This is a genomic window from Propionicimonas sp. T2.31MG-18, assembly GCF_964266745.1.
Classification (GTDB): domain Bacteria; phylum Actinomycetota; class Actinomycetes; order Propionibacteriales; family Propionibacteriaceae; genus Propionicimonas.
Window position 1 is genome coordinate 491,323 of the sequence record NZ_CAXWGX010000012.1, and the last position, 20,282, is coordinate 511,604.

The window sequence follows — 20,282 nt, forward strand, 5'->3', positions numbered from 1 at the left end:
GCGCGCCGCTAGCCTTGGGCCATGACCAGCGGGGGCGCGTACAGGGTGGGCAATGACGACCGCGAGCGGGCCGTCGCCGAACTGCGCCGGGCCGCCGAGGACGGGCGCCTGAGCGCGGAGGAGCTGGACGAGCGCACCGCGCGCGCCCGGTCGGCCCGCACGAACGACGAGCTGTCCGGCCTGCTCGCCGACCTCGGGTCGTCCGGCGCGGTCGCGATGCCGGTGCGGCTGCCGACGGCCGCCGAGGCGCTCGCCGCGCTCGCCCGGGTCGGCTACCGTCCCGACGACCCGCTCGTGCTCAACGCCGGGGTGTCGGGGGAGAGCCGCAGCGGGTCGTGGACGGTGCCACCGTTCATGATCGCCCGGGCCGGCATCGAGACCGTCCGGATCGACTGCCTCCAGGCGAGCGCGGCCGCCGAGGTGATCGACCTGCTGGTCGAGGCCACCCTGGGCACGGTCGTGCTCGTGGTGCCGGAGGGCTGGGCGGTGAACGTCGACCAGGTGGTGAAGGGGATGGGAACCCTGAAGGTCGCCGTGCCGGGAGTGCCGGCGGCGGGGTGCCCGGTGTTCATCGTCCGCGGGTCGCTGAACATGGGCACGTTCAAGGCCCGCCACGCCACCCGGTTCGACCGGTGGCGCCTGCGCAGGCAGCAGCGTCGCCAGCGGGCGATCAGCGCGCGCTGACGCGCTCGAGCACCAGCGGACGCCGCTGTACCGGCTCCGCGCCGATCGTGGCCGCGCCGGCCAGGGCCTCCTTCGCCCGCTCCATCCGCTCCGGGGTGTCGGTGTGCAGGGTGAACAGCGGCTGCCCGGCGCTGACCCGGTCGCCGATCCCCGCGTGCCAGGTGACCCCGGCTGCCGCCTGCACCGGATCGCCCTGCTTCGCCCGTCCGGCCCCCAGCCGCCAGGCGGCGAGCCCGACCCCCATGGCATCGAGGCCGGTGAGGTAGCCGTCCGCGCCGGCTGTCACGACCTCGGTGTGCCGCGCGACGGGGAGCGGCGCGTCCGGATCCCCGCCCTGGGCGCGGATCATGGCCTTCCAGGTGTCCATCGCCCGGCCCGAGGCCAGGACGGCGGCCGGGTCGGCGTCGATCCCCGCGCAGTCGAGCATCTCCGCGGCGAGCGCCACCGTGAGTTCCACCACGTCGGCGGGACCGCCTCCGGCGAGCACCTCCACCGACTCCGCGACCTCCAGCCCGTTGCCGGCGGTGCGTCCCAGCGGGGCGTCCATGTCGGTGATCAGGGCGACCGTCCGCACCCCGGCGGCGGTGCCGATACCGACCATCGTCTCGGCGAGCGCCTTCGAGTCGGCGAAGGTCTTCATGAACGCGCCGGCGCCGGTCTTCACGTCCAGGACGAGCGACGCGGTGCCCTCGGCGATCTTCTTGCTCATGATCGAGGCGGAGATCATCGGGATCGACTCGACGGTGGCGGTCACGTCACGCAGGGCGTAGAGCTTCTTGTCCGCCGGCGCGAGCCCGGAGCCCGCCGCGCAGATGACTGCTCCGACCGACTCCAGCTGGGCCAGCATCTCTGCGTTGGTCAGGCTCGCCCGCCAGCCGGGGATGGCCTCCAGCTTGTCGAGGGTGCCGCCGGTGTGGCCCAGCCCCCGTCCGGACAACTGCGGGACGGCGGCGCCGCAGGCCGCGACGAGCGGGGCGAGCGGGAGGGTGATCTTGTCGCCCACGCCCCCGGTGGAGTGCTTGTCGACCGTCGGACGGGACAGGCTGGAGAAGTCCATCCGCTCGCCGGTGGCGATCATCGCGTGGGTCCAGCGGCTCAGCTCAGCGCCGTCCAGCCCCCGGAAGAAGATGGCCATGGCCATCGACGACATCTGCTCGTCCGTGACCACGCCGTCGGTGTAGTTGCGGATCAGCCAGTCGATCGCCTCGTCACTGAGGCGACCTCCGTCCCGCTTGGTCCTGATCAGCTCCACGGCGTCGAAGGTGCTCATGAACGGCACCATAGGCTAGGAGCATGGCGAGACGCATCTGGTTGCCCTATCCCGACGTCGAGACCGCCCTGGAGGCTGTCGGACCGCTCCCCGAGGGGCTCGTGGCGGACTGCTTCCTCGCGGACGGCACGTGGCCGGATTCGATCGCGGAGGTCGAGTTGCTGGTGGCGCCGTACATGCATCCGGCACCCGCGGTGATGGCCCGGGTGGGGGAGATGACCAGCCTCCGCGCGGTCCAGTTGCTCAGCGCCGGCTACGACAACTTCCTGCCCTTCCTTCCCGAAGGCGTCACCCTGAGCAACGCCGCCGGAGTGCACGACGCGAGCACGGCGGAACTGGCCGTGGCCCTGGCGCTGGCGAGCAACCGGCACCTCGACACCTACGCCCGGAACATGCCGTCCGGCACCTGGGGCAACGACTTCAGCACGTCGCTGGCCGACCGGCGGGTGCTCATCGTCGGCTACGGACGCATCGGCGCGGCGATCGAGCGGCGGCTCGCCGGGTTCGAGGTCGCCTCGGTCACCCGGGTCGCCCGCCGGGCCCGCACGGGCGAGCTGCCGGTGCACGCGATCGGCGAGCTCGGCTCGCTGCTGCCGGAGGCCGACGTGGTGTTCGTGATCACCCCGCTCACGCCGGACACCGAGCACCTCATCGGGGCCCCGGAACTCGCGGCGATGCCCCAGGACGCCCTGCTGGTGAACGTCGCCCGCGGTCGCGTGGTCGACACCGAGGCCCTGGTGGCAGCGACGGCCACGGGTCGCATCCGGGCAGCCCTCGACGTCACCGATCCGGAGCCGCTCCCGCCCGACCATCCCCTGTGGCGCACGCCCGGGGTGCTGATCAGCCCGCACGTGGGCGGCCAGAGCACCGCCTTCCAGCCGCGGATGCTGCGGCTCGTCCGGGAGCAGCTCGCGCGGTTCGCCGCGGGCGAGCCCCTGGCGAACATCGTCGCCTGAGCAGGAGCCCGCCCGGCTAGTCTGACGCCCATGCGCATCGCCAGATTCGTCGCCCAGGGCGACCCGACGTTCGGTGTGGTCGAGCTCGCCGAGGACCAGGGACCCAATCCCGAGACGGTGGCCGTGGTGTCGGGCGACCCGCTCGCCGGACCGGTCCACTACACCGGCGAGCGCCTGACGCTGGCCGACGTGCGCCTGGTCGCCCCGGTGATCCCCCGCAGCAAGGTGATCGGCGTCGGGCGCAACTACGCAGAGCACGCGGCGGAGCAGGGTGCGCCGGTGCCGTCCTCGCCGCTGGTGTTCCTCAAGCCCAACACATCGGTGATCGGACCGGGGGAGCCGATCGTCTACCCCGCGGAGACGTCCAACCTCCACTACGAGGGCGAGCTCGCCGTGGTGATCGGACGCATCTGCCGGCGGGTGCCGCCCGAGCGCGCGGCGGAGGTGGTGTTCGGCTACACGATCGCCAACGACGTGACCTGTCGGGACCTCCAGGCCGCGGACGGCCAGTGGACGCGCGCCAAGGGCTTCGACAGCTTCTGCCCGCTCGGTCCGTGGATCGCCACCCACCTCGGCATGGATGAGGCCGGCCGGCTCGACCTGCTGACGAGCCTGAACGACGAGCCGGTTCAGACGGCCAACACCTCGGAGATGGTGCACTCCATCCCTGACCTCATCGCCTACGTCAGCTCGTTCACCACCCTGCTGCCCGGCGACGTCATCCTCTCCGGGACGCCGGCGGGCGTGGGCCCGATGGTCGCCGGCGACCGGGTCAGCGTGACGATCTCCGGCATCGGCACCCTCACCAACCCGGTCGTCTCCGAGGAGGCCTGAGGTGGCCTGGGCGGACGCGCTCAGGGCCCGCGTCGACGCCTGGGTCCGGCACGCGCCACGTCCGGGCGTCCGCTACCCGGAGGTGCTCGTCGTCGACGACCCGTCCGTTCCGGCGTGGCGGCGGGTCATGCTCGGGATCGGCGGCGCGCTGCTCGGCCTGGCCACGTACATGGTGCTGGCCCCGCTGGTGGCGTTCGCGATCATCCGGGCGTCGTGGTCCCTGGCGGGGAGCCCCGGCGACGTGCTGTCCTACACCGCGCAGGCGGCGTCCTTCGGGCTACCGGCGGGCATGGTGGCCACCCACCTGGCGCTGGCCACGCTGATCCCGATCAGCTTCGCGCTGGTGCTGTTCGTGCACCGGTTCCACCCGCGCTGGCTCACCTCCGTGCAGCCGGGCTTCCGCTGGCGCTACGCGCTCGTCACGGGCGGGGCCTCGCTGCTGGTCTTCGGCGGGGTGTGGGTGGTCTCCCGGATCGGCGAGCCGTGGGTGGTGGCTCCCGAGCCCGCCTTCTGGGGCTACGTCGTCGCGATCCTGCTCACGGCCCCGTTGCAGGCGGCGGCCGAGGAGTACTTCTTCCGTGGCTACCTGATGCAGGCGATCCACACCACCGCGCCGACCAGCCCCTGGTTCGCGGTGGTGGGCTCGTCGGCCGTGTTCGCCCTGCTGCACTCGGGCAACAGCCAGGCCCTGATCTACGCGTTCGCCTTCGGCCTCATCGCGGGCTGGCTGGCGATGCGGACCGGCGGGCTGGAGGCCGGCATCGCGCTGCACGTGGTGAACAACCTGCTGACCTTCGGGTACGCGGCACTGTCGGGCACGATGGTCGAGACCTTCAGCGACCGCCAGGCCACCTGGGCCAGCCTCGCCTGGGCGGTGGGCGGCTTTGCGGCCTCGGCCGCCGTCGCCCTGTGGATCGCCCGCCGGATGCGGCTCGCCACGACCACCCCCGGCGCCCGGTTTGGTGCCCCGGCCGCGGTCTAGTAGAGTCTCTGCTCGGCCCTCGTGGCCGGCAAACCCTGGGGTATGGGGTAATTGGCAGCCCGCCGGATTCTGGTTCCGTCAGTCTAGGTTCGAGTCCTAGTACCCCAACGCAGTGGATTCCGAGTCGCCCGGCGCGGTTTGGTAGTGTTCGCTGACGTCGCTCTCGAGCGACAGCTAGGGCCCCGTTGTGTAGCGGCCTAGCACGCCGCCCTCTCAAGGCGGTAGCGCGGGTTCGAATCCCGTCGGGGCTACAAGGTGAAACCCCTTGTCAGACGTAAGTCTGGCAAGGGGTTTTATTCGAACAGTGGGCCTAGGAAGGCCTACTCAACACAAATCCAACACAGTTTCCGCCGCGTGAAGACGTTCTGGGCACTGTTAGAGGCTCTGCGCACGGCCGTCGCGATGGTCTGGACGGGGCTCCGGAACGCACCCCGGGGACGTCCGTGGAGCCGACGGTTCCTCACGACCCAGCCGCCTTTCGGCGATCAGCCACGGCAGCCTGGCGGGCGGCATCCATCGCGTCTGCGATCGTGTCGAGCCGGTCGGCGAACAGATGGCCGTACAAGTCGAGAGTCATGGTCGCCGACTTGTGTCCGAGCATCCGCTGGACGACCTTGACGTCGGCGCCGGACGCGATCGCGAGCGAGGCCGCGGTGTGGCGGAACTCGTGGGGGTGGAAGTGCTTGGTGAACACCGGGACGGCGACCCCTCCGACCATCTTGGTGACCGGCTTTCCGGATGCGTCCACCTTGACCACGCACAGACCCATCTCCTCCGCCGCCCGGGTCAGCGCTGCGCGCTGGAAGGTCTGGGAGCGCAGGACGGCGCCCCGGGGCCCACAGAACAGCAAGGCCTCCGGGGCTTGGCCGCGAACGAGGTCGGTCAGTTCGTCGACCAGGAAGGACGGAAAGGGAACCTCCCGCCGCTCGTGGCCCTTGGTGGCCCCCCAGGTCATCACTCCCTTGATCGGTGAGACCGACTCAGCGACAACGACACGCCGCCGGGCGAGGTCGACCCGCATGACCCGAAGCGCGGCCACCTCACCCCACCGAAGGCCGGTATAGGCAAGGAAGCGCACCAGCAGGCTCCACTGAGGGCCGCCGACCAGCTCGGCCATGTCCTCGACCTGGAGGTGGGTCAGGAACCGCTTCTCCGTCTCGTGGATTCGGGGCAGGGAGATCTGCTCGGCCACGTTACGTCCGATCCGGCCGTCACGTACCGCAGCGGCCAGCACTTGGGAGAACACGCGATGGATCTTCCGGACGGAGGCCGGCGCGAGCTTGAGGCTGGCGATCCACTGCTGAACGTCGGAATGGCGGATGTTGCCCAGCTGAACCTCAGCCCAACGAGGCTTGACGTGGACGTCGAGCACGTTCTGGTAGCGGTCGCGAGTCTTCGGCGTGATGTTCGTCTTGTCTGCGAGCCACTGGTCGGCCCACGGTCCCAGTTTCACCTTGGCCCGAGACGGGTCGACGTAACTGCCGGCGAGCTTGGCGCGCTCAACCCCAACCAGGTACACCTCGGCGTCCTTCTTGCGTTCAAAGGACTTGCTGCGGCTCTTCCCGTCCAGCGTTCGCCAGCGCGCGTAATAGCTGCCGTTTGGCAGCTTGTCGATGGTTCCCATGCTGATTGCGTCCCAGAGCCTCTAGCCAGTCGCGCCGTACTGGCGGTCGAGCCAAGTGGCCACGTCGCTGCTCTTGTAGCGGATGCCGCGCGGTCCCAGGTGGAACGAGCGGGGGCCGATCCCCTGATACCGCCATGTGCGTAGCGTGGCAGGGGGCAGCCGCAGCATCAGCGCAACCTCCGCTGTGGTGAGGAGCTGGTCCTCGATCACCTTCGCCGGGTTCGAGGTGCCGGCCTGGCCGACCTCGTTCGCCGCAGGTTCTTCTGCAACACGGGCGGCAGATCCGGGGCTAGGTCTGGGAGTCATGGCGTCCTCCTTGTGTCGTGGTGGTCTCCCTGCACCACTAAGCCGAAAACGAGCCTCGATTCGGACAAACAACGACGGCTAGTTTTCAACACTGTCAGACTGCATCAACGGCGATCGTGCTCCGCGGTGGCGTCCCCCCCCCGGCGGAGCCGGCAGGGCCGAGCGGACCGCGAGCCTTTGGAGCCAAGGGACCCCCTCGGGGTTCCGTGCCCGCGATGCCTGGGGTCGGGGCATTGACGGGCGCAGTTATCCTGTTTGTGCCCCACCCCCTTCGGGCCTGATTGGCTGCTTGGTTGGTCGCACTCGCCGGGCGCCGGGCACACAACTGAACCCGCGATCGAGTCTCCCGGCCCACTTTCGTCGAAGAAAAGCCGTGCAGTCTGTCCGAATCGACCCCTCCTCATCGGCTTAGTGGGGTGAGCACCCATACAACGATCGGAGCCGGCAAATGGTCAAGGACGACTACGAGATCAGGTGCGGCGGTGTCCCGGCCGACCTCCCGCTGGTCCGGCAGAACTTGCTCGACCAGATCGCGGACCGGCGCGCTGCGGGCGTCACGGGCCGCGAGCTGGCCGAGCTGGAGCGTGAGTACCGCGAGATCTCAGGTCAGTGATCCAGATGGTCCGCAAGCCGTACTCGCCAAAGGAGCGAGACGAGGCCGAGGCGGCACGGCGAGACTTGATTGAGAAGATGCACCAGGACCTCGCCGACAAGCTCATCACCTTCGATGATCGCGAGAACTGGCAGCGATGGCTCACCTTCGCCGGATCGTTCCACCAATACTCGTTTCTGAATACCTGCTTGATTCTCATGGCCAAACCCGACGCCACGCTCGTCGCCGGCTACCGTGCCTGGCAAGCCAAAGGACACCAAGTGCGCCGCGGCGAGAAGGCCATCAAGGTCTTCGCGCCAGTCACCCGCAAGGTCCCGATCGAGGATGCCGACGGCAGGCCCGTCGTTGACGACCACGGACGGCCCTTGCACCGCTACCAACTGGTGGGAACGAAAGTGGCAAGCGTGTTCGACGCGTCCCAGGTCGACCCGCCACCCCAACTCGTGCGCCCGCAGCCCCAGCTCCTGGTCGGCCAAGCGCCGCCGGGGCTGTGGGACGCCCTCACCGAACTCCTCGCCGGCGAAGGCTTCACCGTCGCCAGAGGAGACTGCGGGGCCGCGAACGGGCTCACCGACTTCACCACCAAACAGGTCCGCGTGCGGCTCGACGTCGACGACGCCCACGCCGTCCGCACGCTGTCGCACGAAGCCGGCCACGTTCTCACCATGGAACCCTACGACATCGCCGCCTACGGCTCCACGCACTGCCGTGGCATCAGCGAGGTGGTCGCTGAGTCAGTTGCATACCTCGTCACCCGAGCCCACGGACTGGATGCCAGCCAGTACACCTTCAACTACGTCGCCGGCTGGGCGACCGAGGCCGCAGGACGCAGTGGCGACACCCGCAGCATTGATCAAGTCGTGAAGGCAACCGGCGACCGCGTGATCGCCGCCGCTCATCGCATCCTGGCCCACACCCAGCCGTCCGGCGACGCCACCAGCGACCTGCTCGCCAGCCAAGAGGCCATCACGCTCGAAACCACCCGCTCTGCACCGGTGTGGGAGATCGTGGCCAGTAGAGAGCACGACCGAGCAGGCGACCCCAGAACTGCGGCGAAGTCGCCCGACCTCGGCCCTCGGCCCGCGTCGGTGAGGTGAGGCGTGGCCCAGCAGCTGTCTTCAGCGAGCGACCTCGCCTAGAGAGCATCCGATGCATCACGACGCGGTCATCGCTCAGGCTCACCTCGGCCACGCTGTTCACGAGCTGCTGAGTCAATCCGACCTGAGCGGCGACGCGCTTGCTCTCGCCGCGCGAATCCTCGATGTCCAGGACACGCTCAGCGAGTGGATAGGGCCGGCGTCATCGGTGCCGCCGAGCGGGGGAGCGAAGTCGTCCCTCGAGTCAGCCATCCATTATCTCGTCCTGGCCGCAGACCCGGTGGCGAACAACGCATTGGCCGAACTCAGCCGAGTCCTCGTCGAGGTGAACCACCGTGGCCAGCGTTGAGGCTCTGCTTGACTCGCTACGGGAGCGCACCCGGGAGTTCATGGTCGCGCAGAGCACGTCATTGCCCTTCACTACCGATGCCTGGGCGCTCCTGGCGCGCAATGCGACGCGAGTGCTCGACCTCCTGGAGGGTCCGATCGAACTCAGGCCCATTCTGCAGCAACTCGCCGGAGCGCCGGATGGCCAGACAAGAGACGAGGATTCGCCCCTGACCAGAGTCGCGCTCACCTTGGGAGTTCTCGCCGACACACTCGGCTCCCGTCCCGACGTAGTGAGGTCGGCGAGCCTGATGGACCGCTCGCAACTTCGCGCCAACATCCTCGCGAGCCTCCATTTCGCTGCCGAAGCCAGCCTCGCGCGAGCCGTTCCGCGGGGACAGCACTTGGCCGCGATGCTTCTGCTCCGTGATCTCGCGGAGGGCACCGAGTTAGGCTCCCATGTGCCGCCCCGGCCGCTGCAAGGGCCAGTGTCTCTTCTGCGCCTCGGACCCGCACCAGGAAGCCTCGATGATGCCATCAGCCGTTGGGCCAGTATCGCAACCGAGATCCTCAGCAGCCCGACCCGAGCGACGAAGTACGCCTTCCAGAGGACGGCCGCAACCATCGCCCGCATCTGCTGCACCGTTGAGAATGACCTCGCGACCTACGAGGGTCAAGCCGGCGGAGTGCCGCATGTCCGGGCTGCGGTACTTGCAGCCTTCCAGTCCTGGCAGGCTGCCGCGGACTGGCCGACCGAACTCCGACTCGATGGCCGATCCGGAGAGTTGCGGCAGTGCTCGAAAGACCTCGAGGAGGCCATGTCGAAGGGAACGTGGTGCGCCGGACCTGGGTCATTGACAGGACTCGAGTCGGTGCTGCTCACGGCGAGCGAGGTCGGGGCGGTACACGAGACGCAACTCCGGCAGCGTTTGGCATCCGGAGGGTTGTGGGTTCTCGCGGACGCGCTCGGGCCGGCGTACCTGACGCGGCATCCCGGCACCCATCGCAGCGACTGGCTTCCCGATCCTGGCAGCCATTTTGGGTGGACCTTGACCGATTCAGCCCGACGTGCGAACTCCGACCTTCGTCTCTCCATCGGACTACTGCAGCAGCTGCGCCGCGCAGACGTTGAAGGGGTTCGGGCGCTGCCAGTCTGGGAACACGTCGCGTCATCCCCGTTCCTCAGCCTGCACCGCGAACGGGGACTGATCGGACCAAGTTCAGTCATCTCGATCGATCGGCCCGGCCGACCGCCGCAGCACGGTTGGGTGCCGGGAGGCTGACGCCCTCTAGCGATCCCTTCCGGGGGCTGAAGCCCGGTCGCGCCGCGAAAGCGCCCCCACAGCTCAAGGCGACCGTTTGAGTGCCGCCCGGCTTCTGTGGCGGCATGGTGTCGGTGGCACATACGACACTTGGAAAGTGAAGGACTCAGCTCCCCGCCTGCCCAGTATCCAGCTCGAGTTCACCGATCCGACCCTGCTCGGCATGACACTGAAAGAACCTGTCGCTTCTGAGTTGATCGCGGCGTGCACAGCATTGCTCGGTCAGGTCGCTGTCGAGCCGGATCGGTGCCGTCTCATTATCACCGGCGACTTCCTGGAATCCGCTCGCCAGCGCATGGAGCCCGGCCCTTACAGGGACAGCTACGGCATGGACAGAAGCACCGGCGTGGTGGGCGGAAAGACCATGCCCATGCCCGACGGCACCATAGATGTCCTCCTTCCCGACATCCTCTTCGCACTCGACAAGACGCCGGAACAACACGCCGCGTGTGCTCGCATCGCTATTCACACCGTGCTTCACGAGGGCCAGCACGTTGCGATGACCCAAGCCGGCGAAACCGATCCTGAACTCAGCCATCTTCCGCGCGGACGGATGAACCTGGAGGCAGTCGCTGACCAGGTGATCCAGGAGTACCGAGCAGAACGAGCAATCGACCATTCGGTCTCCTCCGACAACGAATGGGACCTGCCCGGGGTTCTCGAGCACTGGCATGCCGCACTCGTTCGCGTCGCCTGCGTCGAGTACCAGGAGCACCTGGACGTCGAGCGCCTGTGGTACGGCATCGTCCAGGAGACGCACACAGCGTGGAAACTCTTGGCCTATCTTGCTGCCCGAATCCCCGACGGTGTCTCACCGAAGAGGGCCATCAGCGACGACGTCAGGAAGAGTCGCTTGTGGCGCGTGATGGTCAAGCCACACTGGCGTCGTTTCGTCGAGACTCTCGGACAGGTACCGCCCGGGAACATCCGAACCAATCGAACCGCCCTCGACGCTGTTCAGCGGGTCCTGGCCGACGAGTTCGACGCCTGGCTCCTCACCCTAGGGTTCGAAGCGGTCGACGACACGGACGGGTTCGCCTTCTACATCCGGGACTGGAGCGTCCTCGAGATGTGACGCTCGAACTCAACCCACGAGGTGTGTTGGATTTGTGCTGACTCGCTCGGTGTCCGACCCGGATCGGCAACCATGCACGCTTCGGTTCACGTAACGACTCCGGCTTTCACTGACGAGCTGTAGGTGGCCGCAGGCCCGCGCTACCGCCTTACTGGGGCGGCAGCCTCAGCATTGGCTCGGCTCACGAGATGCCGGATCGGCGATGCCTTCCCGTCCACGTTCACGGACGAGCTCGAGTTCGAATTCAGCAACCTGGTCCCGAGGTGTGACGTCACGATCGTGAGCCCGCGGCTTTGACCTTATCGAGGTCGTCGTCGGAGAGCAGCCTCTGGTCGGGGTCGGGCGTATCAACGCCGGCGGACACCCTGAGCGTGTCCATGTAGGGGGTGGCCTGCTTGCGTCTTGCGTTGAGGAACTCGGTTGCGTAGTACGTGCGTGCCTGGGTGACGTCCTTCGCTCCCGAGACGATGTCATGCATGAGGTTCAGGGCCAGGTTGTTCGCTTGCTCGTCGTGGCATCGTGCTGAGACCTCGCCGGCGGTGCGATCGACGATGACGCTTCCGTCGAACGTGGCCAGTTCACCGACCTTGTCGACGGGGACGTGGTAGTCGATGAAGCTCTGGACGGCGTCGATGTGGGGTGCGGGGAACTGGTGTGCCCAGAACTGCTTGGAGGCGACGATCCGCTTCCATGCTCCGACGTTGTGCCAGATGAGGTAGGAGTCGGTGGCCTCGTGGGGTTCGCCGTAGGTGTCTACTACGAGCTGCGCGGCTTCCTGTGATTCCTGGGGCCAGCCGCTGATGATGTCGGATGCGCTCATTTTGTTCTCCTTGATTCGGGTGATTCTCGTGCTGTGCCCGGGTGGGTACGGCCAGGTGCGGGAAGGGCCCGCCGCGACGAAGTGGACTTGGACGGCGGCTGCGCCTCCGGTGAGCCTCTACGAGGCCACGTCCAGCGCGACCTTGGTCCACCCCGACTCGCGGCGGTCGAACGTGGCGTAGGCATCGAGGACCGAGGGGACCTCGACCTCCTGGGTGAGCATGCTCGCCGGGTCGATGGCGCCGGTACGCACGAGGTCGAGCAGCCGCGGGATGTGGCGGCGGTGGTTGCAGTTGCCGGCCTTGATGGTCAGGTTCTTGTTCATCGCCTCCCCGATGGGGAAGGTCTCGAAGGCCGGGGGATAGACCCCGATGATGCCGATCGTGCCGGCCTTCGCCACCGCCTGCACCGCCCACCGCAAGGCCAGGCTCGGCGCGTCACCGGCAACCCAGTTGCCGCCGGACGGATTCGTCTCCGGTGCCGCCTGCTTCCGCTCGGCCTCGAAGGCTTCCTCCAGCGACGACACGGCCCCGGCCGCCGGCCCCGACTTCGGCTTCTGCGCGTCGACGCCGACGGCGTCCACCACCCCGTCGACACCAATGCCGCCGGTGAGTTCCTTGATGACCTCGATCGGGTCCTCGGCATTGAAGTCGATCGCCTCGGCTCCGCGCCGGCGCGCCTGCTCCAACCGGCTGCCGATGCCGTCCACCACCAGGACCCTTCCGGCGCCCCGCTGGAACGCGCTCGTCACGGCGAACTGGCCAACCGGCCCCGCGCCGAGCACCAGCGCGATGTCGCCGTGGCCGATCTCCGCGAGCCGGCAGCCGAAGTACGCCGTGGGGTAGATGTCGGACAGCATGATGGCCTGGTCGTCGCTCACCTCGTCCGGCAGCCACACCGGCCCCACGTTGGCGAACGGCACCCGTGCGTACTCGGCCTGCAGCCCGTCAACCGGGCCGGTCGGCGCCGGGCCGCCGAAGAAGCTCGTCCCCGCGGCGGCGCCGTTGGGGTTGGCCTTGTCGCACTGGGCGAAGTAGCCGGCCCGGCAGCAGGAGCAGTAGCCGCAGCCGATCGTCGAGGGCACCACAACCCGGTCACCGGGACGCAGGTTCCGCACCCCTGGTCCTACCTCACGAACGACGCCGACCGCCTCGTGCCCCAGCACCGTGCCGGGGTTCATGCCGGCCATGGTGCCTCGCACGAAGTGCAGGTCGGTGCCGCAGATCGCGCTGGTCGTGATCTCGACGATCGCGTCCCTCTGATGATCTGCCGCGGCCTTCCTCCGCACGGGAAAGGTGAGGAATAGTTGCGCGCGTGAGCCCTTCTCCACCACAGCTTCAACTGGCACTGGACGATATCGCGCGTGAGGATCTGTTCTCGCTGCTGGAGCAGGTGGCATCCGCAGTGGACATCGTCGAGGTTGGAACGCCGCTGCTCATGCGCTACGGGGTCGACATCATCACAGAGATCAAGGCCAAACATCCGGCTATCAAGCTGCTGAGCGACGCGAAGATCATGGACGCCGCCCACGACGAAGCGGCCATGTCCTTCGATGCCGGGGCTGACTATGTGACGATTCTCGCGCTGACTGATGATGGTTCGGTTCGGGAGGCGGTCCGAGCGGCGCGAGAGCGGCCAGGCACGAAAGTGGTTGCCGACATGATCTGTGTTCGCGAGCTGCCCGTGCGGGCGAGGGAGCTCGCCGCGCTCGGGGTGGACATGCTTGCGGTGCATACCGGCGTGGACCAGCAGGCACTCGGACGTTCGCCGCTTGACGACCTGCGCGAGCTAACGGCCGCGGGCACGGGGCTTTGTCTGGCTGTCGCCGGAGGCATCCGTGCTGCGACCCTCGCGCAATACCTTCATTACCGCCCTCAGGTGGTGATTGTGGGAAGCGGGATCATTTCGGCGCCGGACCCGGTCGCCGAGGCCTGGCAGATCCACCAGTTGGTGAGGGGAGTCGCGATATGAGCGCCCACGACAAGCTGGCCGCCATCCTGGAAGAACTCACGCGCAATGCCCGCAGCGTAGACGCCGAGCAGTTGCAGCGGCTGGTAGCGGAAATCCTCGCTGCGGACCGGATCTTCCTCGCGGGTGCGGGTCGTTCCGGTCTCGCCAGCCGAGCATTCGCGAACCGACTCCTTCACCTCGGCAAGTCTGTGTCGGTCGTCGGTGATGTCACCAGTCCGCACTCGCGCCCGGGAGACCTCCTGATTATCGGTTCGGGCTCGGGACAGACCGAGGGCCTTTTGGCGCTCGCTGCGAGTGCCCACGCCGCGGGATTGCGCGTGGCCGCCATGACCATGGATCGCGCCTCGCGGATCGCTCAGCTGGCCGATCTCACTCTTGTGCTGCCGGGCGTGTCTCCGAAGCTGCATGAGCAATCTGCGCAGACGTCGCTCCAGCCTTTGGCTTCCGCCTTTGAGCAGCTCTTGCTGCTGACGTATGACGCCGTCGTCCTCGAGCTCATGGTTGAGCTCGGCCAGACCGCGGACTCGATGTACGCCCGTCACGCCGACCTTGAGTAATGACCGTCTAGCCGTTGACCGGCAATGCCGCGATCTGGTGCCGTGCTTCGTCGATCGTCGCCATGATCGACACGATCTCGGCGTGCGGGTGGACGGGTGACTCGACGCGTCCCTCGGCAACGTACTTCGCCAAGGCCGTGGCCTGGCAGCTCATGCCGTCGTACATGGCCAGGGACGGTTCGATCCAGGTGGTGCTCGACTCATCGAAGAAAGAGCCAGTCGTGAGCGTAAGGCCGGAGGGCCCGATAAAGGGCCCGTGGACGAGAAGCCGACCGGCACTGCCCAAGATCTCGGCGGTGACAGGCATCGAGGTGATGATCGACGTAGATGCAATGCCGGTAGCGCCATCCGCGCTGGCCAACATCACATCCGCGGACGCGTCGACACCAGTGGGTGCCGTGGAGCCTCTTGCGATCACCATGGAAGGGCTGCCCAGGACGGAGGAAACAAACGAGATCGGGTAGATTCCTGCGTCGAGCAGGGCGCCACCGCCGAGTTCGGCGCTCCACAGTCTGTGATCGGGCAGAAATGGCATGACGAACCCGAAGTCGGCCCGGACGAGCCGCAGGTCGCCGAGAAGGCCGCTGGCGACAACTTGGCGCACGATGTCTGACTGGGGCAGGTAGCGCGTCCACATCGCCTCCATGACGAGCACGCCTGCGGCCCGACCGGCGGCAGTGATGTCAGACGCTTCATGGGCCGACATTGCGATGGGCTTTTCGATGAGGACGTGCTTGCCGGCCGCGATCGCTTCCAAAGCAAGGTCGCGATGCTGGGGGTGCGGAGTGGCGATGTAGACCACGTCGATCTCGGAGCTTTCGATGAGGGCCGTGGTGGTGCCGAAGACCCGCTCAACGGAGTGCTCTCTCGCGAAGGCCTCGGTCCTGTCGAGGTCTCGCGCAGCGACGGCCACCGCGCGCTGAGTGGTGTGGCTGTGAAGGGAATCGACGAACCGACCGGCGATGCCGGTCCCGATTACTCCCCATCGGAATGGCGGAGCTGACGCGGGGTCGATGTACCGGGCCGGAGGCAAGGTCGGTGTCATGAGTGAACCTTCGCAGAGGCTGAAGTGATGTGGTTGTCCATGCGCAACCCGAACTCGGCGCCACTGCCTGGCTCGGAGTCGAGCGTCGAATATGGTGGTCCCGGCGATACACGCGCGGACGCCCGCGATGGATATCCAAGCGGCGTCGAATAACGCTGCCAAAGTCGCGACCGAGTCGAACAGCTGGTCCCGGGCGACCGCTCACGACACGATCGGCCGCCGCGGCGGGTTCCTAAGTGGCGAACGCTCACCGGATCGCGTCGAGCATGTCCACCCGCCTGGCGTGTCGGCCCCCCTCGAACTCTGCGGTAAGCCATGCGCGGACTATTGCTCGCGCCAGGCCGGCACCTACGACCCGCGCGCCGACGGCGATCACATTGCTGTTGTTGTGCCGCCGAGACAGTTCGGCGGTGAACGGTTCTGAGCAGACGACGGCCCGAATCCCTGGCACGCGGTTGGCTGCCAAGGAGATGCCTACGCCGGTTCCGCACACCAAGATCCCTAGGTCCGCCTCTCCGGCACTGACCGCTCGGCCGACGAGCTCGCCATAGACGGGATAATCCGCGGCCTCTCCTTCGGCCGGACCGAGATCGAGGATCTCGTATCCGAGAGCCCGGGCCTCCTGGGCCAGCTCGTGGCGGAGCTCCACTCCGACGTGGTCAGAGGCAACGGCAATCTTCATTGGGTGATCCTTTTCTGCGATTCTGTTCTGGAGAAGTAAGTGGGAGCGAGCTTCAGGCCAAGCCGGCAGCGACCTCCGCGGAGCGTCCGGTGACGTCGTCGAGAACCTTCCGGGACGGCTGCCGCTCCGGCTCGGCGGGAGCCGACGCAGCGGCAGCGTCCCTGGCAGCGACGAGCGAGGCGTGCGTGGGGGCGTCCGGGATGTGCGCGGGACGGCCCTCGGCGTAGCCCTTGCGCAGGTCGGGCAGGATCTCGCCCAGCAGGTCGAGCTGCTCGAGCACGGTCTTCAGCGGCAGCCCGGCGTGGTCGACGAGGAACAGCTGCCGCTGGTAGTGGCCGACGTCCTTCGTGAACGACAGGGTGCGTTCCAGCACCTGCTGCGGCGAGCCGACCGTGAGCGGGGTCTCGGCCATGAACTCCTCCAGCGTGGGGCCGTAGCCGTACACGGGCGCGACGTCGAAGTAGGGACGGAACTCGTTGATCGCGTCCTGGCTGTTCTTCCGCATGAAGAACTGGCCGCCCAGCCCGACGATGGCGGTGTCGGCCGGGCCGTGGCCGTGGTGCTGGAAGCGGCGGCGGTACAGGTTCACCATGCGCTTGGTGTGCGACATGCTCCAGAAGATGTTGTTGTGGAAGAAGCCGTCGCCGTAGTAGGCGGCCTGCTCGGCGATCTCCGGGCTGCGGATCGAGCCGTGCCACACGAACGGCGGCACGTCGTCGAGCGGACGCGGCGCCAGCGTGAATCCCTGGAGCGGGGTGCGGAACTTCCCCTTCCAGTTCACGACGTCCTCGCGCCACAGCTTGCGGAGCAGGGCGTAGTTCTCGATGGCCAGCGCGATGCCGTCGCGGATGTCGCGTCCGAACCACGGGTAGACCGGGCCGGTGTTGCCGCGTCCCATCATCAGGTCCACACGGCCGTCGGACAGGTGCTGCAGCACCGAGTAGTCCTCGGCGATCTTCACCGGGTCGTTGGTCGTGATCAGCGTGGTCGCGGTCGACAGCTGCAGCGTCGAGGTCTGCGCGGCGATGAAGCCCAGCAGCGTCGTCGGCGAGGACGGGTGGAACGGCGGGTTGTGGTGCTCGCCGGTTGCGAAGACGTCCAGCCCGATCTCCTCGGCCTTCTTCGCGATCGTCACGGCGGCAACGATCCGCTCGTGCTCCGACGGCGTCCGTCCGGTCGTCGGGTCGGGGGTGATGTCACCGACACTGAAGACACCGAGCTGCATGACTGGCTCCTTTCGACGCTGGGATGGCACACGGCAGACTGGGCGCTCGAAGCGTCCTGGGATGAAGATGTCACGTACCGGCGTGAGTGGCTCACGGGCGCCACGTAGTGAGCGCTGGCATTAGCGACAGGCCGTCGGGCAGAAGAGGGCCAGCCTCGCGCACGATCAACCCCGCCAGTTCCCTTTGGCGATTCTCGGTCATCCTCATGACTGGTGCCGTTATCGAGATCGCGGCCACCGGCGCCCGACCCCGCATCACGGCGGTCCCAAGGCAGGCCACGTCGGGTTCGTTCTCGCCCATCTCGACTGCATAGCCGCGGCTCCGGGCGAGGGACACCGCTTCTTGCAGTCGCTCATGGCTGACCGGCCGGCTCTCGGGAACGCTGCGCAGGTATCCGTGCAGCATCTCGTCGGGCACCCGTCGGGCAGCGAGCAGGGCGCGCCCCATGGAAGTGGATGCGACGGGCACGCGCTGACCGACGGCGGACCACACGCGGATCGCTCGCTCGGGCTCGACCTTGTCGACGTACTGCACCTGGTCGCCGGCGAGGACACCTAGGTTGACGAGTTCCTCTGTGCTGCGTGACAGGGCAACGAGCGCGGGATGGAGAGACCGGGCAAGATTTGTCGGACTGTACTGGCGCTCCCCAAGGTCGAACGCTGCCGGCCCGAGCCGGTAGGCGGCTCCGCCGCGGTCCTGCGTGGCGAAGCCCTTGAGGCGGAGGGTGGTAAGAGCTCGGTATGCGGTGGCCTTGTTGATGCCGACCGAGCTTGCCAACTCGCCAAGGGTTGTTCCAGCCGGGCCGGCATCTGCTAGCGCAAGCAGCAGATCGAGAGCCCGATCGGCAGCACCGACGGGAAGTCCGGTCGATTCGTTCGCCATCGGGCTCTCCTCCTGTCCGCCTGCGCTGGCTCTAGCTTCCCCAGGTCCGGGGATCTTGCGCGATCGGGCCTGGCTTCGTCATGATTGTGTCGCTGAACGAAACGTAGCGTTTCAGAGAATGAAACGCAAGGAGCGAGGAGCCGTCTTGAGTGAACTGTCGGGAAGCCGGATCGTGCCGGTCGTCGTCATCAACAACGTCGATCGGGCCGTTGGCCTGGGTCAGGCACTTGTCGCCGGCGGCATACCAGTGGCGGAGGTGACGCTTCGGACGGAGGCGGCGCCGGAGGCGATTCGTCGGATGGCAGCGAACCCCGACCTTTTGGTGGGGGCGGGGACGGTGCTGAACGTCGCGCAGGTCGACAAGGCGGCGGAGGCGGGGGCGCGGTTCATAGTGAGCCCCGGGTTCAGCGCCGATGTGGTCCGCCGGGCGCAGCAGCACGACCTGCCCGTGTTTCCAGGTGCGGTGACGCCGACCGAGATCATGGCGGCGCTCGACCTGGGGCTGACCACAGTGAAGTTCTTCCCGGCCAACGTTTACGGCGGACCTGCCGCGCTGAGGGCGCTCGGTGCGCCATTCGGACAGGTGCAGTTCATCCCGACCGGCGGGGTGTCGGCCGCGAACCTGGGTGAGTACCTTTCGCTACCGAACGTGGCCTCCGTGGGCGGCTCCTGGATGGTGCCCGCCGACGCGGTCGACGCCGGCGACACTGCCACCATTGAGCGGCTCTGCCGCGAAGCCGCTACGGCTTCCTCCACCTACGCGAAGGCGGTCTGACCATGGCAAACACCATCGAGCTCCGTCCCGCTGAGGAGTGCCGTTACGCCGCGGTGGCGCTGGGTGAGGTGATGCTGCGGCTGGATCCCGGTGACCTGCGCATCCGCACCGCGCGGACTTTCGCCGCCTGGGAGGGAGGCGGTGAGTACAACGTGATCCGTGGTCTGTCGCGGGTGTTCGGCCTGCCGACCGCGGTCGTGACCGCTCTGGTGGACGACGAGGTCGGCCACCTAGTCGAGGGCTTCATCCTGGCTGGCGGCGTCGACGCCCGATGGATCGATTGGGCCATCTCGGATGGGGTCGGACGTGGGGTGCGGAACGGCCTCAACTTCACCGAGCGCGGCTTCGGCGTCCGCGGCGCTAAGGGTGTGTCCGACCGTGGCCACACCGCGATCGCGCAGCTGCGTCCCGACCAGGTCGACTTCGACCGGCTGTTCGGCGAGGCGGGCGTCCGATGGCTGCACACCGGCGGCATCTACGCAGCCCTGTCGGAGCAATCGGCGGAGACGGCATTGGCGGCGGTGAAGGCGGCGAAGAAGCACGGCACCGTGGTGTCGTACGACCTGAACTACCGCCCTAGCTTGTGGAAGGCGATCGGCGGCCAGCCGCGCGCCCAGGAGGTGAACCGGGAACTCGCGCGCTACGTCGATGTGATGATCGGCAACGAGGAGGACTTCACCGCCGCCCTCGGCTTCGAGGTACCCGGCGTCGACCACACTCTCGACACCCTGCCAGTCGAGGGGTTCGCCGCGATGATCGATGCCGTCGCCGCCACCTACCCCAATATGGGCGTGATCGCGACCACGCTGCGGACCGTCAGGTCGGCATCCGTGAACGACTGGGGTGCGGTCGCCTGGTCCCCTTCCAGCGGCCTCGTGCAGGCCACGCACCGCGAGAACCTTGAGATCCTCGACCGGGTCGGCGGGGGCGACTCATTCGCCTCGGGCCTGATCTACGGACTGCTCACCGGCGCCGACCTCACCCAGGCCGTCGAACTCGGCGCCGCACACGGTGCCCTCGCCATGACCACCCCCGGCGACACCTCCATGGTTACCGTCGACGAAGTCCTCAAGCTCGCCCGCGGCGGCAACGCCCGCGTCGACCGCTAGTCCCGGACGGCCCGCCCGGTCGCTTCGGCGGGTCGCGAGCACCGACCGCGTGCGGCCAGATGCCTGCGAGCAGCCGTCACGCACGCTATCGTTCGCCTGCCTCGACGGTCGCATGCGGCTGCTGGC

At 67.8% G+C, this 20,282-nt stretch carries 22 protein-coding genes and 2 tRNA genes; 15 read left to right on the plus strand and 9 right to left on the minus strand.

Annotation, left to right across the window (positions count from 1 at the left end; genetic code table 11):
* Window positions 1-21 precede the first annotated feature (21 nt).
* Window positions 22-684 (plus strand): DUF1707 domain-containing protein, encoded by a 663-nt coding sequence (locus ACFQQJ_RS07285; protein WP_377105316.1) that lies wholly within the window; start codon window positions 22-24, stop codon window positions 682-684.
* Here the strand turns inward: ACFQQJ_RS07285 and ACFQQJ_RS07290 are convergent.
* Window positions 671-1,954 (minus strand): thymidine phosphorylase, encoded by a 1,284-nt coding sequence (locus tag ACFQQJ_RS07290; protein WP_377105317.1) that lies wholly within the window; start codon window positions 1,952-1,954, stop codon window positions 671-673. The two genes, ACFQQJ_RS07285 and ACFQQJ_RS07290, sit on opposite strands and share 14 nt — an antisense overlap.
* Window positions 1,955-1,977: 23 nt before the next feature.
* On the opposite strand from ACFQQJ_RS07290, the gene ACFQQJ_RS07295 reads away from it, so the two are divergent.
* The 5 genes from ACFQQJ_RS07295 (at window position 1,978) to ACFQQJ_RS07315 (ending at window position 4,977) form a co-directional block, all read left to right on the plus strand.
* Window positions 1,978-2,910 carry a 2-hydroxyacid dehydrogenase gene (locus tag ACFQQJ_RS07295; protein WP_377105318.1) on the plus strand — a complete coding sequence of 311 codons (933 nt, stop codon included), beginning with the start codon at window positions 1,978-1,980 and terminating at the stop codon, window positions 2,908-2,910.
* A gap of 30 nt (window positions 2,911-2,940) precedes the next feature.
* Window positions 2,941-3,744 carry a fumarylacetoacetate hydrolase family protein gene (locus ACFQQJ_RS07300; protein WP_377105319.1) on the plus strand — a complete coding sequence of 268 codons (804 nt, stop codon included), beginning with the start codon at window positions 2,941-2,943 and terminating at the stop codon, window positions 3,742-3,744.
* Window position 3,745: 1 nt separating this feature from the next.
* On the plus strand, window positions 3,746-4,726 hold the full coding sequence (locus ACFQQJ_RS07305) for a CPBP family intramembrane glutamic endopeptidase (RefSeq protein WP_377105320.1): 981 nt from the start codon (window positions 3,746-3,748) through the stop codon (window positions 4,724-4,726).
* A 36-nt stretch (window positions 4,727-4,762) separates the two neighbouring features.
* A tRNA-Gln gene (locus tag ACFQQJ_RS07310) sits at window positions 4,763-4,834 on the plus strand.
* A gap of 70 nt (window positions 4,835-4,904) precedes the next feature.
* Window positions 4,905-4,977: transfer RNA gene (locus ACFQQJ_RS07315), tRNA-Glu, on the plus strand.
* A gap of 209 nt (window positions 4,978-5,186) precedes the next feature.
* Here ACFQQJ_RS07315 and ACFQQJ_RS07320 read toward each other — a convergent pair.
* Together ACFQQJ_RS07320 and ACFQQJ_RS07325 are read right to left on the minus strand one after the other, a co-directional pair.
* A complete protein-coding gene (locus ACFQQJ_RS07320; protein WP_377105321.1) occupies window positions 5,187-6,350 on the minus strand; it encodes a tyrosine-type recombinase/integrase in 1,164 nt (387 codons plus the stop codon).
* Between the two features lie 21 nt (window positions 6,351-6,371).
* Window positions 6,372-6,656, minus strand: a complete 285-nt coding sequence (locus ACFQQJ_RS07325) for a helix-turn-helix transcriptional regulator (protein WP_377105322.1) — start codon at window positions 6,654-6,656, stop codon at window positions 6,372-6,374.
* Between the two features lie 448 nt (window positions 6,657-7,104).
* On the opposite strand from ACFQQJ_RS07325, the gene ACFQQJ_RS07330 reads away from it, so the two are divergent.
* The 5 genes from ACFQQJ_RS07330 (at window position 7,105) to ACFQQJ_RS07350 (ending at window position 11,090) form a co-directional block, all read left to right on the plus strand.
* Window positions 7,105-7,269, plus strand: coding sequence for a hypothetical protein (locus ACFQQJ_RS07330; protein ID WP_377105323.1), 165 nt, complete (start codon window positions 7,105-7,107; stop codon window positions 7,267-7,269).
* 5 nt (window positions 7,270-7,274) lie between these two features.
* On the plus strand, window positions 7,275-8,366 hold the full coding sequence (locus tag ACFQQJ_RS07335) for an ArdC family protein (RefSeq protein ID WP_377105509.1): 1,092 nt from the start codon (window positions 7,275-7,277) through the stop codon (window positions 8,364-8,366).
* Window positions 8,367-8,418: 52 nt separating this feature from the next.
* Window positions 8,419-8,715, plus strand: a complete 297-nt coding sequence (locus ACFQQJ_RS07340; protein ID WP_377105324.1) for a hypothetical protein — start codon at window positions 8,419-8,421, stop codon at window positions 8,713-8,715.
* A complete protein-coding gene (locus tag ACFQQJ_RS07345) occupies window positions 8,702-9,976 on the plus strand; it encodes a hypothetical protein (RefSeq protein ID WP_377105325.1) in 1,275 nt (424 codons plus the stop codon). Before ACFQQJ_RS07340 ends, ACFQQJ_RS07345 begins: the two co-directional genes overlap by 14 nt.
* A gap of 136 nt (window positions 9,977-10,112) precedes the next feature.
* A complete protein-coding gene (locus tag ACFQQJ_RS07350; RefSeq protein WP_377105326.1) occupies window positions 10,113-11,090 on the plus strand; it encodes a hypothetical protein in 978 nt (325 codons plus the stop codon).
* A gap of 271 nt (window positions 11,091-11,361) precedes the next feature.
* Here ACFQQJ_RS07350 and ACFQQJ_RS07355 read toward each other — a convergent pair whose 3' ends face one another.
* Both ACFQQJ_RS07355 and ACFQQJ_RS07360 read right to left on the minus strand, forming a co-directional pair.
* The gene (locus ACFQQJ_RS07355; RefSeq protein ID WP_377105327.1) at window positions 11,362-11,910 is read right to left on the minus strand and encodes a hypothetical protein; all 549 of its coding nucleotides are present in this window, start codon (window positions 11,908-11,910) and stop codon (window positions 11,362-11,364) included.
* Between the two features lie 117 nt (window positions 11,911-12,027).
* A complete protein-coding gene (locus tag ACFQQJ_RS07360) occupies window positions 12,028-13,197 on the minus strand; it encodes an alcohol dehydrogenase catalytic domain-containing protein (RefSeq protein ID WP_377105328.1) in 1,170 nt (389 codons plus the stop codon).
* Window positions 13,198-13,223: 26 nt separating this feature from the next.
* Between ACFQQJ_RS07360 and hxlA the strand changes: the two genes are divergently transcribed.
* On the plus strand, window positions 13,224-13,880 hold the full coding sequence (gene hxlA, locus ACFQQJ_RS07365) for a 3-hexulose-6-phosphate synthase (protein ID WP_377105329.1): 657 nt from the start codon (window positions 13,224-13,226) through the stop codon (window positions 13,878-13,880).
* Complete coding sequence (gene hxlB / locus ACFQQJ_RS07370; RefSeq protein ID WP_377105330.1) at window positions 13,877-14,437, plus strand: 6-phospho-3-hexuloisomerase; 561 nt, start codon at window positions 13,877-13,879, stop codon at window positions 14,435-14,437. Before hxlA ends, hxlB begins: the two co-directional genes overlap by 4 nt.
* A gap of 7 nt (window positions 14,438-14,444) precedes the next feature.
* On the opposite strand, the gene ACFQQJ_RS07375 is transcribed toward hxlB, so the two are convergent.
* From ACFQQJ_RS07375 to ACFQQJ_RS07390, 4 genes are all read right to left on the minus strand, one after another.
* Window positions 14,445-15,482, minus strand: coding sequence for a Gfo/Idh/MocA family protein (locus ACFQQJ_RS07375; protein WP_377105331.1), 1,038 nt, complete (start codon window positions 15,480-15,482; stop codon window positions 14,445-14,447).
* A gap of 247 nt (window positions 15,483-15,729) precedes the next feature.
* Window positions 15,730-16,164: a ribose 5-phosphate isomerase B gene (rpiB, locus tag ACFQQJ_RS07380; RefSeq protein WP_377105332.1), complete on the minus strand. Its 435-nt coding sequence runs from the start codon at window positions 16,162-16,164 to the stop codon at window positions 15,730-15,732.
* A 52-nt stretch (window positions 16,165-16,216) separates the two neighbouring features.
* Window positions 16,217-17,389 (minus strand): LLM class flavin-dependent oxidoreductase, encoded by a 1,173-nt coding sequence (locus tag ACFQQJ_RS07385; protein WP_377105333.1) that lies wholly within the window; start codon window positions 17,387-17,389, stop codon window positions 16,217-16,219.
* 91 nt (window positions 17,390-17,480) lie between these two features.
* Window positions 17,481-18,272 carry an IclR family transcriptional regulator gene (locus ACFQQJ_RS07390; RefSeq protein ID WP_377105334.1) on the minus strand — a complete coding sequence of 264 codons (792 nt, stop codon included), beginning with the start codon at window positions 18,270-18,272 and terminating at the stop codon, window positions 17,481-17,483.
* Between the two features lie 118 nt (window positions 18,273-18,390).
* Here ACFQQJ_RS07390 and eda point away from each other — a divergent pair, with 118 nt between their 5' ends.
* A complete protein-coding gene (gene eda, locus ACFQQJ_RS07395; protein ID WP_377105335.1) occupies window positions 18,391-19,047 on the plus strand; it encodes a bifunctional 4-hydroxy-2-oxoglutarate aldolase/2-dehydro-3-deoxy-phosphogluconate aldolase in 657 nt (218 codons plus the stop codon).
* A gap of 2 nt (window positions 19,048-19,049) precedes the next feature.
* Entirely contained in the window at window positions 19,050-20,156 is a 1,107-nt protein-coding gene (locus ACFQQJ_RS07400; RefSeq protein ID WP_377105336.1) for a sugar kinase, read from the plus strand.
* Window positions 20,157-20,282 lie beyond the last annotated feature (126 nt).

What these genes read in the sequence shown, in the direction of transcription:
- rpiB (WP_377105332.1), bottom strand. Translation starts at nt 16,164, where the DNA reads ATGAAGATTGCCGTTGCCTCTGACCACGTCGGAGTGGAGCTCCGCCAC.
- hxlB (WP_377105330.1), top strand. Translation starts at nt 13,877, where the DNA reads ATGAGCGCCCACGACAAGCTGGCCGCCATCCTGGAAGAACTCACGCGC.
- ACFQQJ_RS07400 (WP_377105336.1), top strand. Translation starts at nt 19,050, where the DNA reads ATGGCAAACACCATCGAGCTCCGTCCCGCTGAGGAGTGCCGTTACGCC.
- ACFQQJ_RS07385 (WP_377105333.1), bottom strand. Translation starts at nt 17,389, where the DNA reads ATGCAGCTCGGTGTCTTCAGTGTCGGTGACATCACCCCCGACCCGACG.
- ACFQQJ_RS07335 (WP_377105509.1), top strand. Translation starts at nt 7,275, where the DNA reads ATGGTCCGCAAGCCGTACTCGCCAAAGGAGCGAGACGAGGCCGAGGCG.
- ACFQQJ_RS07390 (WP_377105334.1), bottom strand. Translation starts at nt 18,272, where the DNA reads ATGGCGAACGAATCGACCGGACTTCCCGTCGGTGCTGCCGATCGGGCT.
- ACFQQJ_RS07375 (WP_377105331.1), bottom strand. Translation starts at nt 15,482, where the DNA reads ATGACACCGACCTTGCCTCCGGCCCGGTACATCGACCCCGCGTCAGCT.
- eda (WP_377105335.1), top strand. Translation starts at nt 18,391, where the DNA reads ATGAAACGCAAGGAGCGAGGAGCCGTCTTGAGTGAACTGTCGGGAAGC.
- ACFQQJ_RS07285 (WP_377105316.1), top strand. Translation starts at nt 22, where the DNA reads ATGACCAGCGGGGGCGCGTACAGGGTGGGCAATGACGACCGCGAGCGG.
- ACFQQJ_RS07290 (WP_377105317.1), bottom strand. Translation starts at nt 1,954, where the DNA reads ATGAGCACCTTCGACGCCGTGGAGCTGATCAGGACCAAGCGGGACGGA.
- ACFQQJ_RS07355 (WP_377105327.1), bottom strand. Translation starts at nt 11,910, where the DNA reads ATGAGCGCATCCGACATCATCAGCGGCTGGCCCCAGGAATCACAGGAA.
- ACFQQJ_RS07295 (WP_377105318.1), top strand. Translation starts at nt 1,978, where the DNA reads ATGGCGAGACGCATCTGGTTGCCCTATCCCGACGTCGAGACCGCCCTG.
- ACFQQJ_RS07300 (WP_377105319.1), top strand. Translation starts at nt 2,941, where the DNA reads ATGCGCATCGCCAGATTCGTCGCCCAGGGCGACCCGACGTTCGGTGTG.
- ACFQQJ_RS07330 (WP_377105323.1), top strand. Translation starts at nt 7,105, where the DNA reads ATGGTCAAGGACGACTACGAGATCAGGTGCGGCGGTGTCCCGGCCGAC.
- ACFQQJ_RS07320 (WP_377105321.1), bottom strand. Translation starts at nt 6,350, where the DNA reads ATGGGAACCATCGACAAGCTGCCAAACGGCAGCTATTACGCGCGCTGG.
- ACFQQJ_RS07325 (WP_377105322.1), bottom strand. Translation starts at nt 6,656, where the DNA reads ATGACTCCCAGACCTAGCCCCGGATCTGCCGCCCGTGTTGCAGAAGAA.
- ACFQQJ_RS07340 (WP_377105324.1), top strand. Translation starts at nt 8,419, where the DNA reads ATGCATCACGACGCGGTCATCGCTCAGGCTCACCTCGGCCACGCTGTT.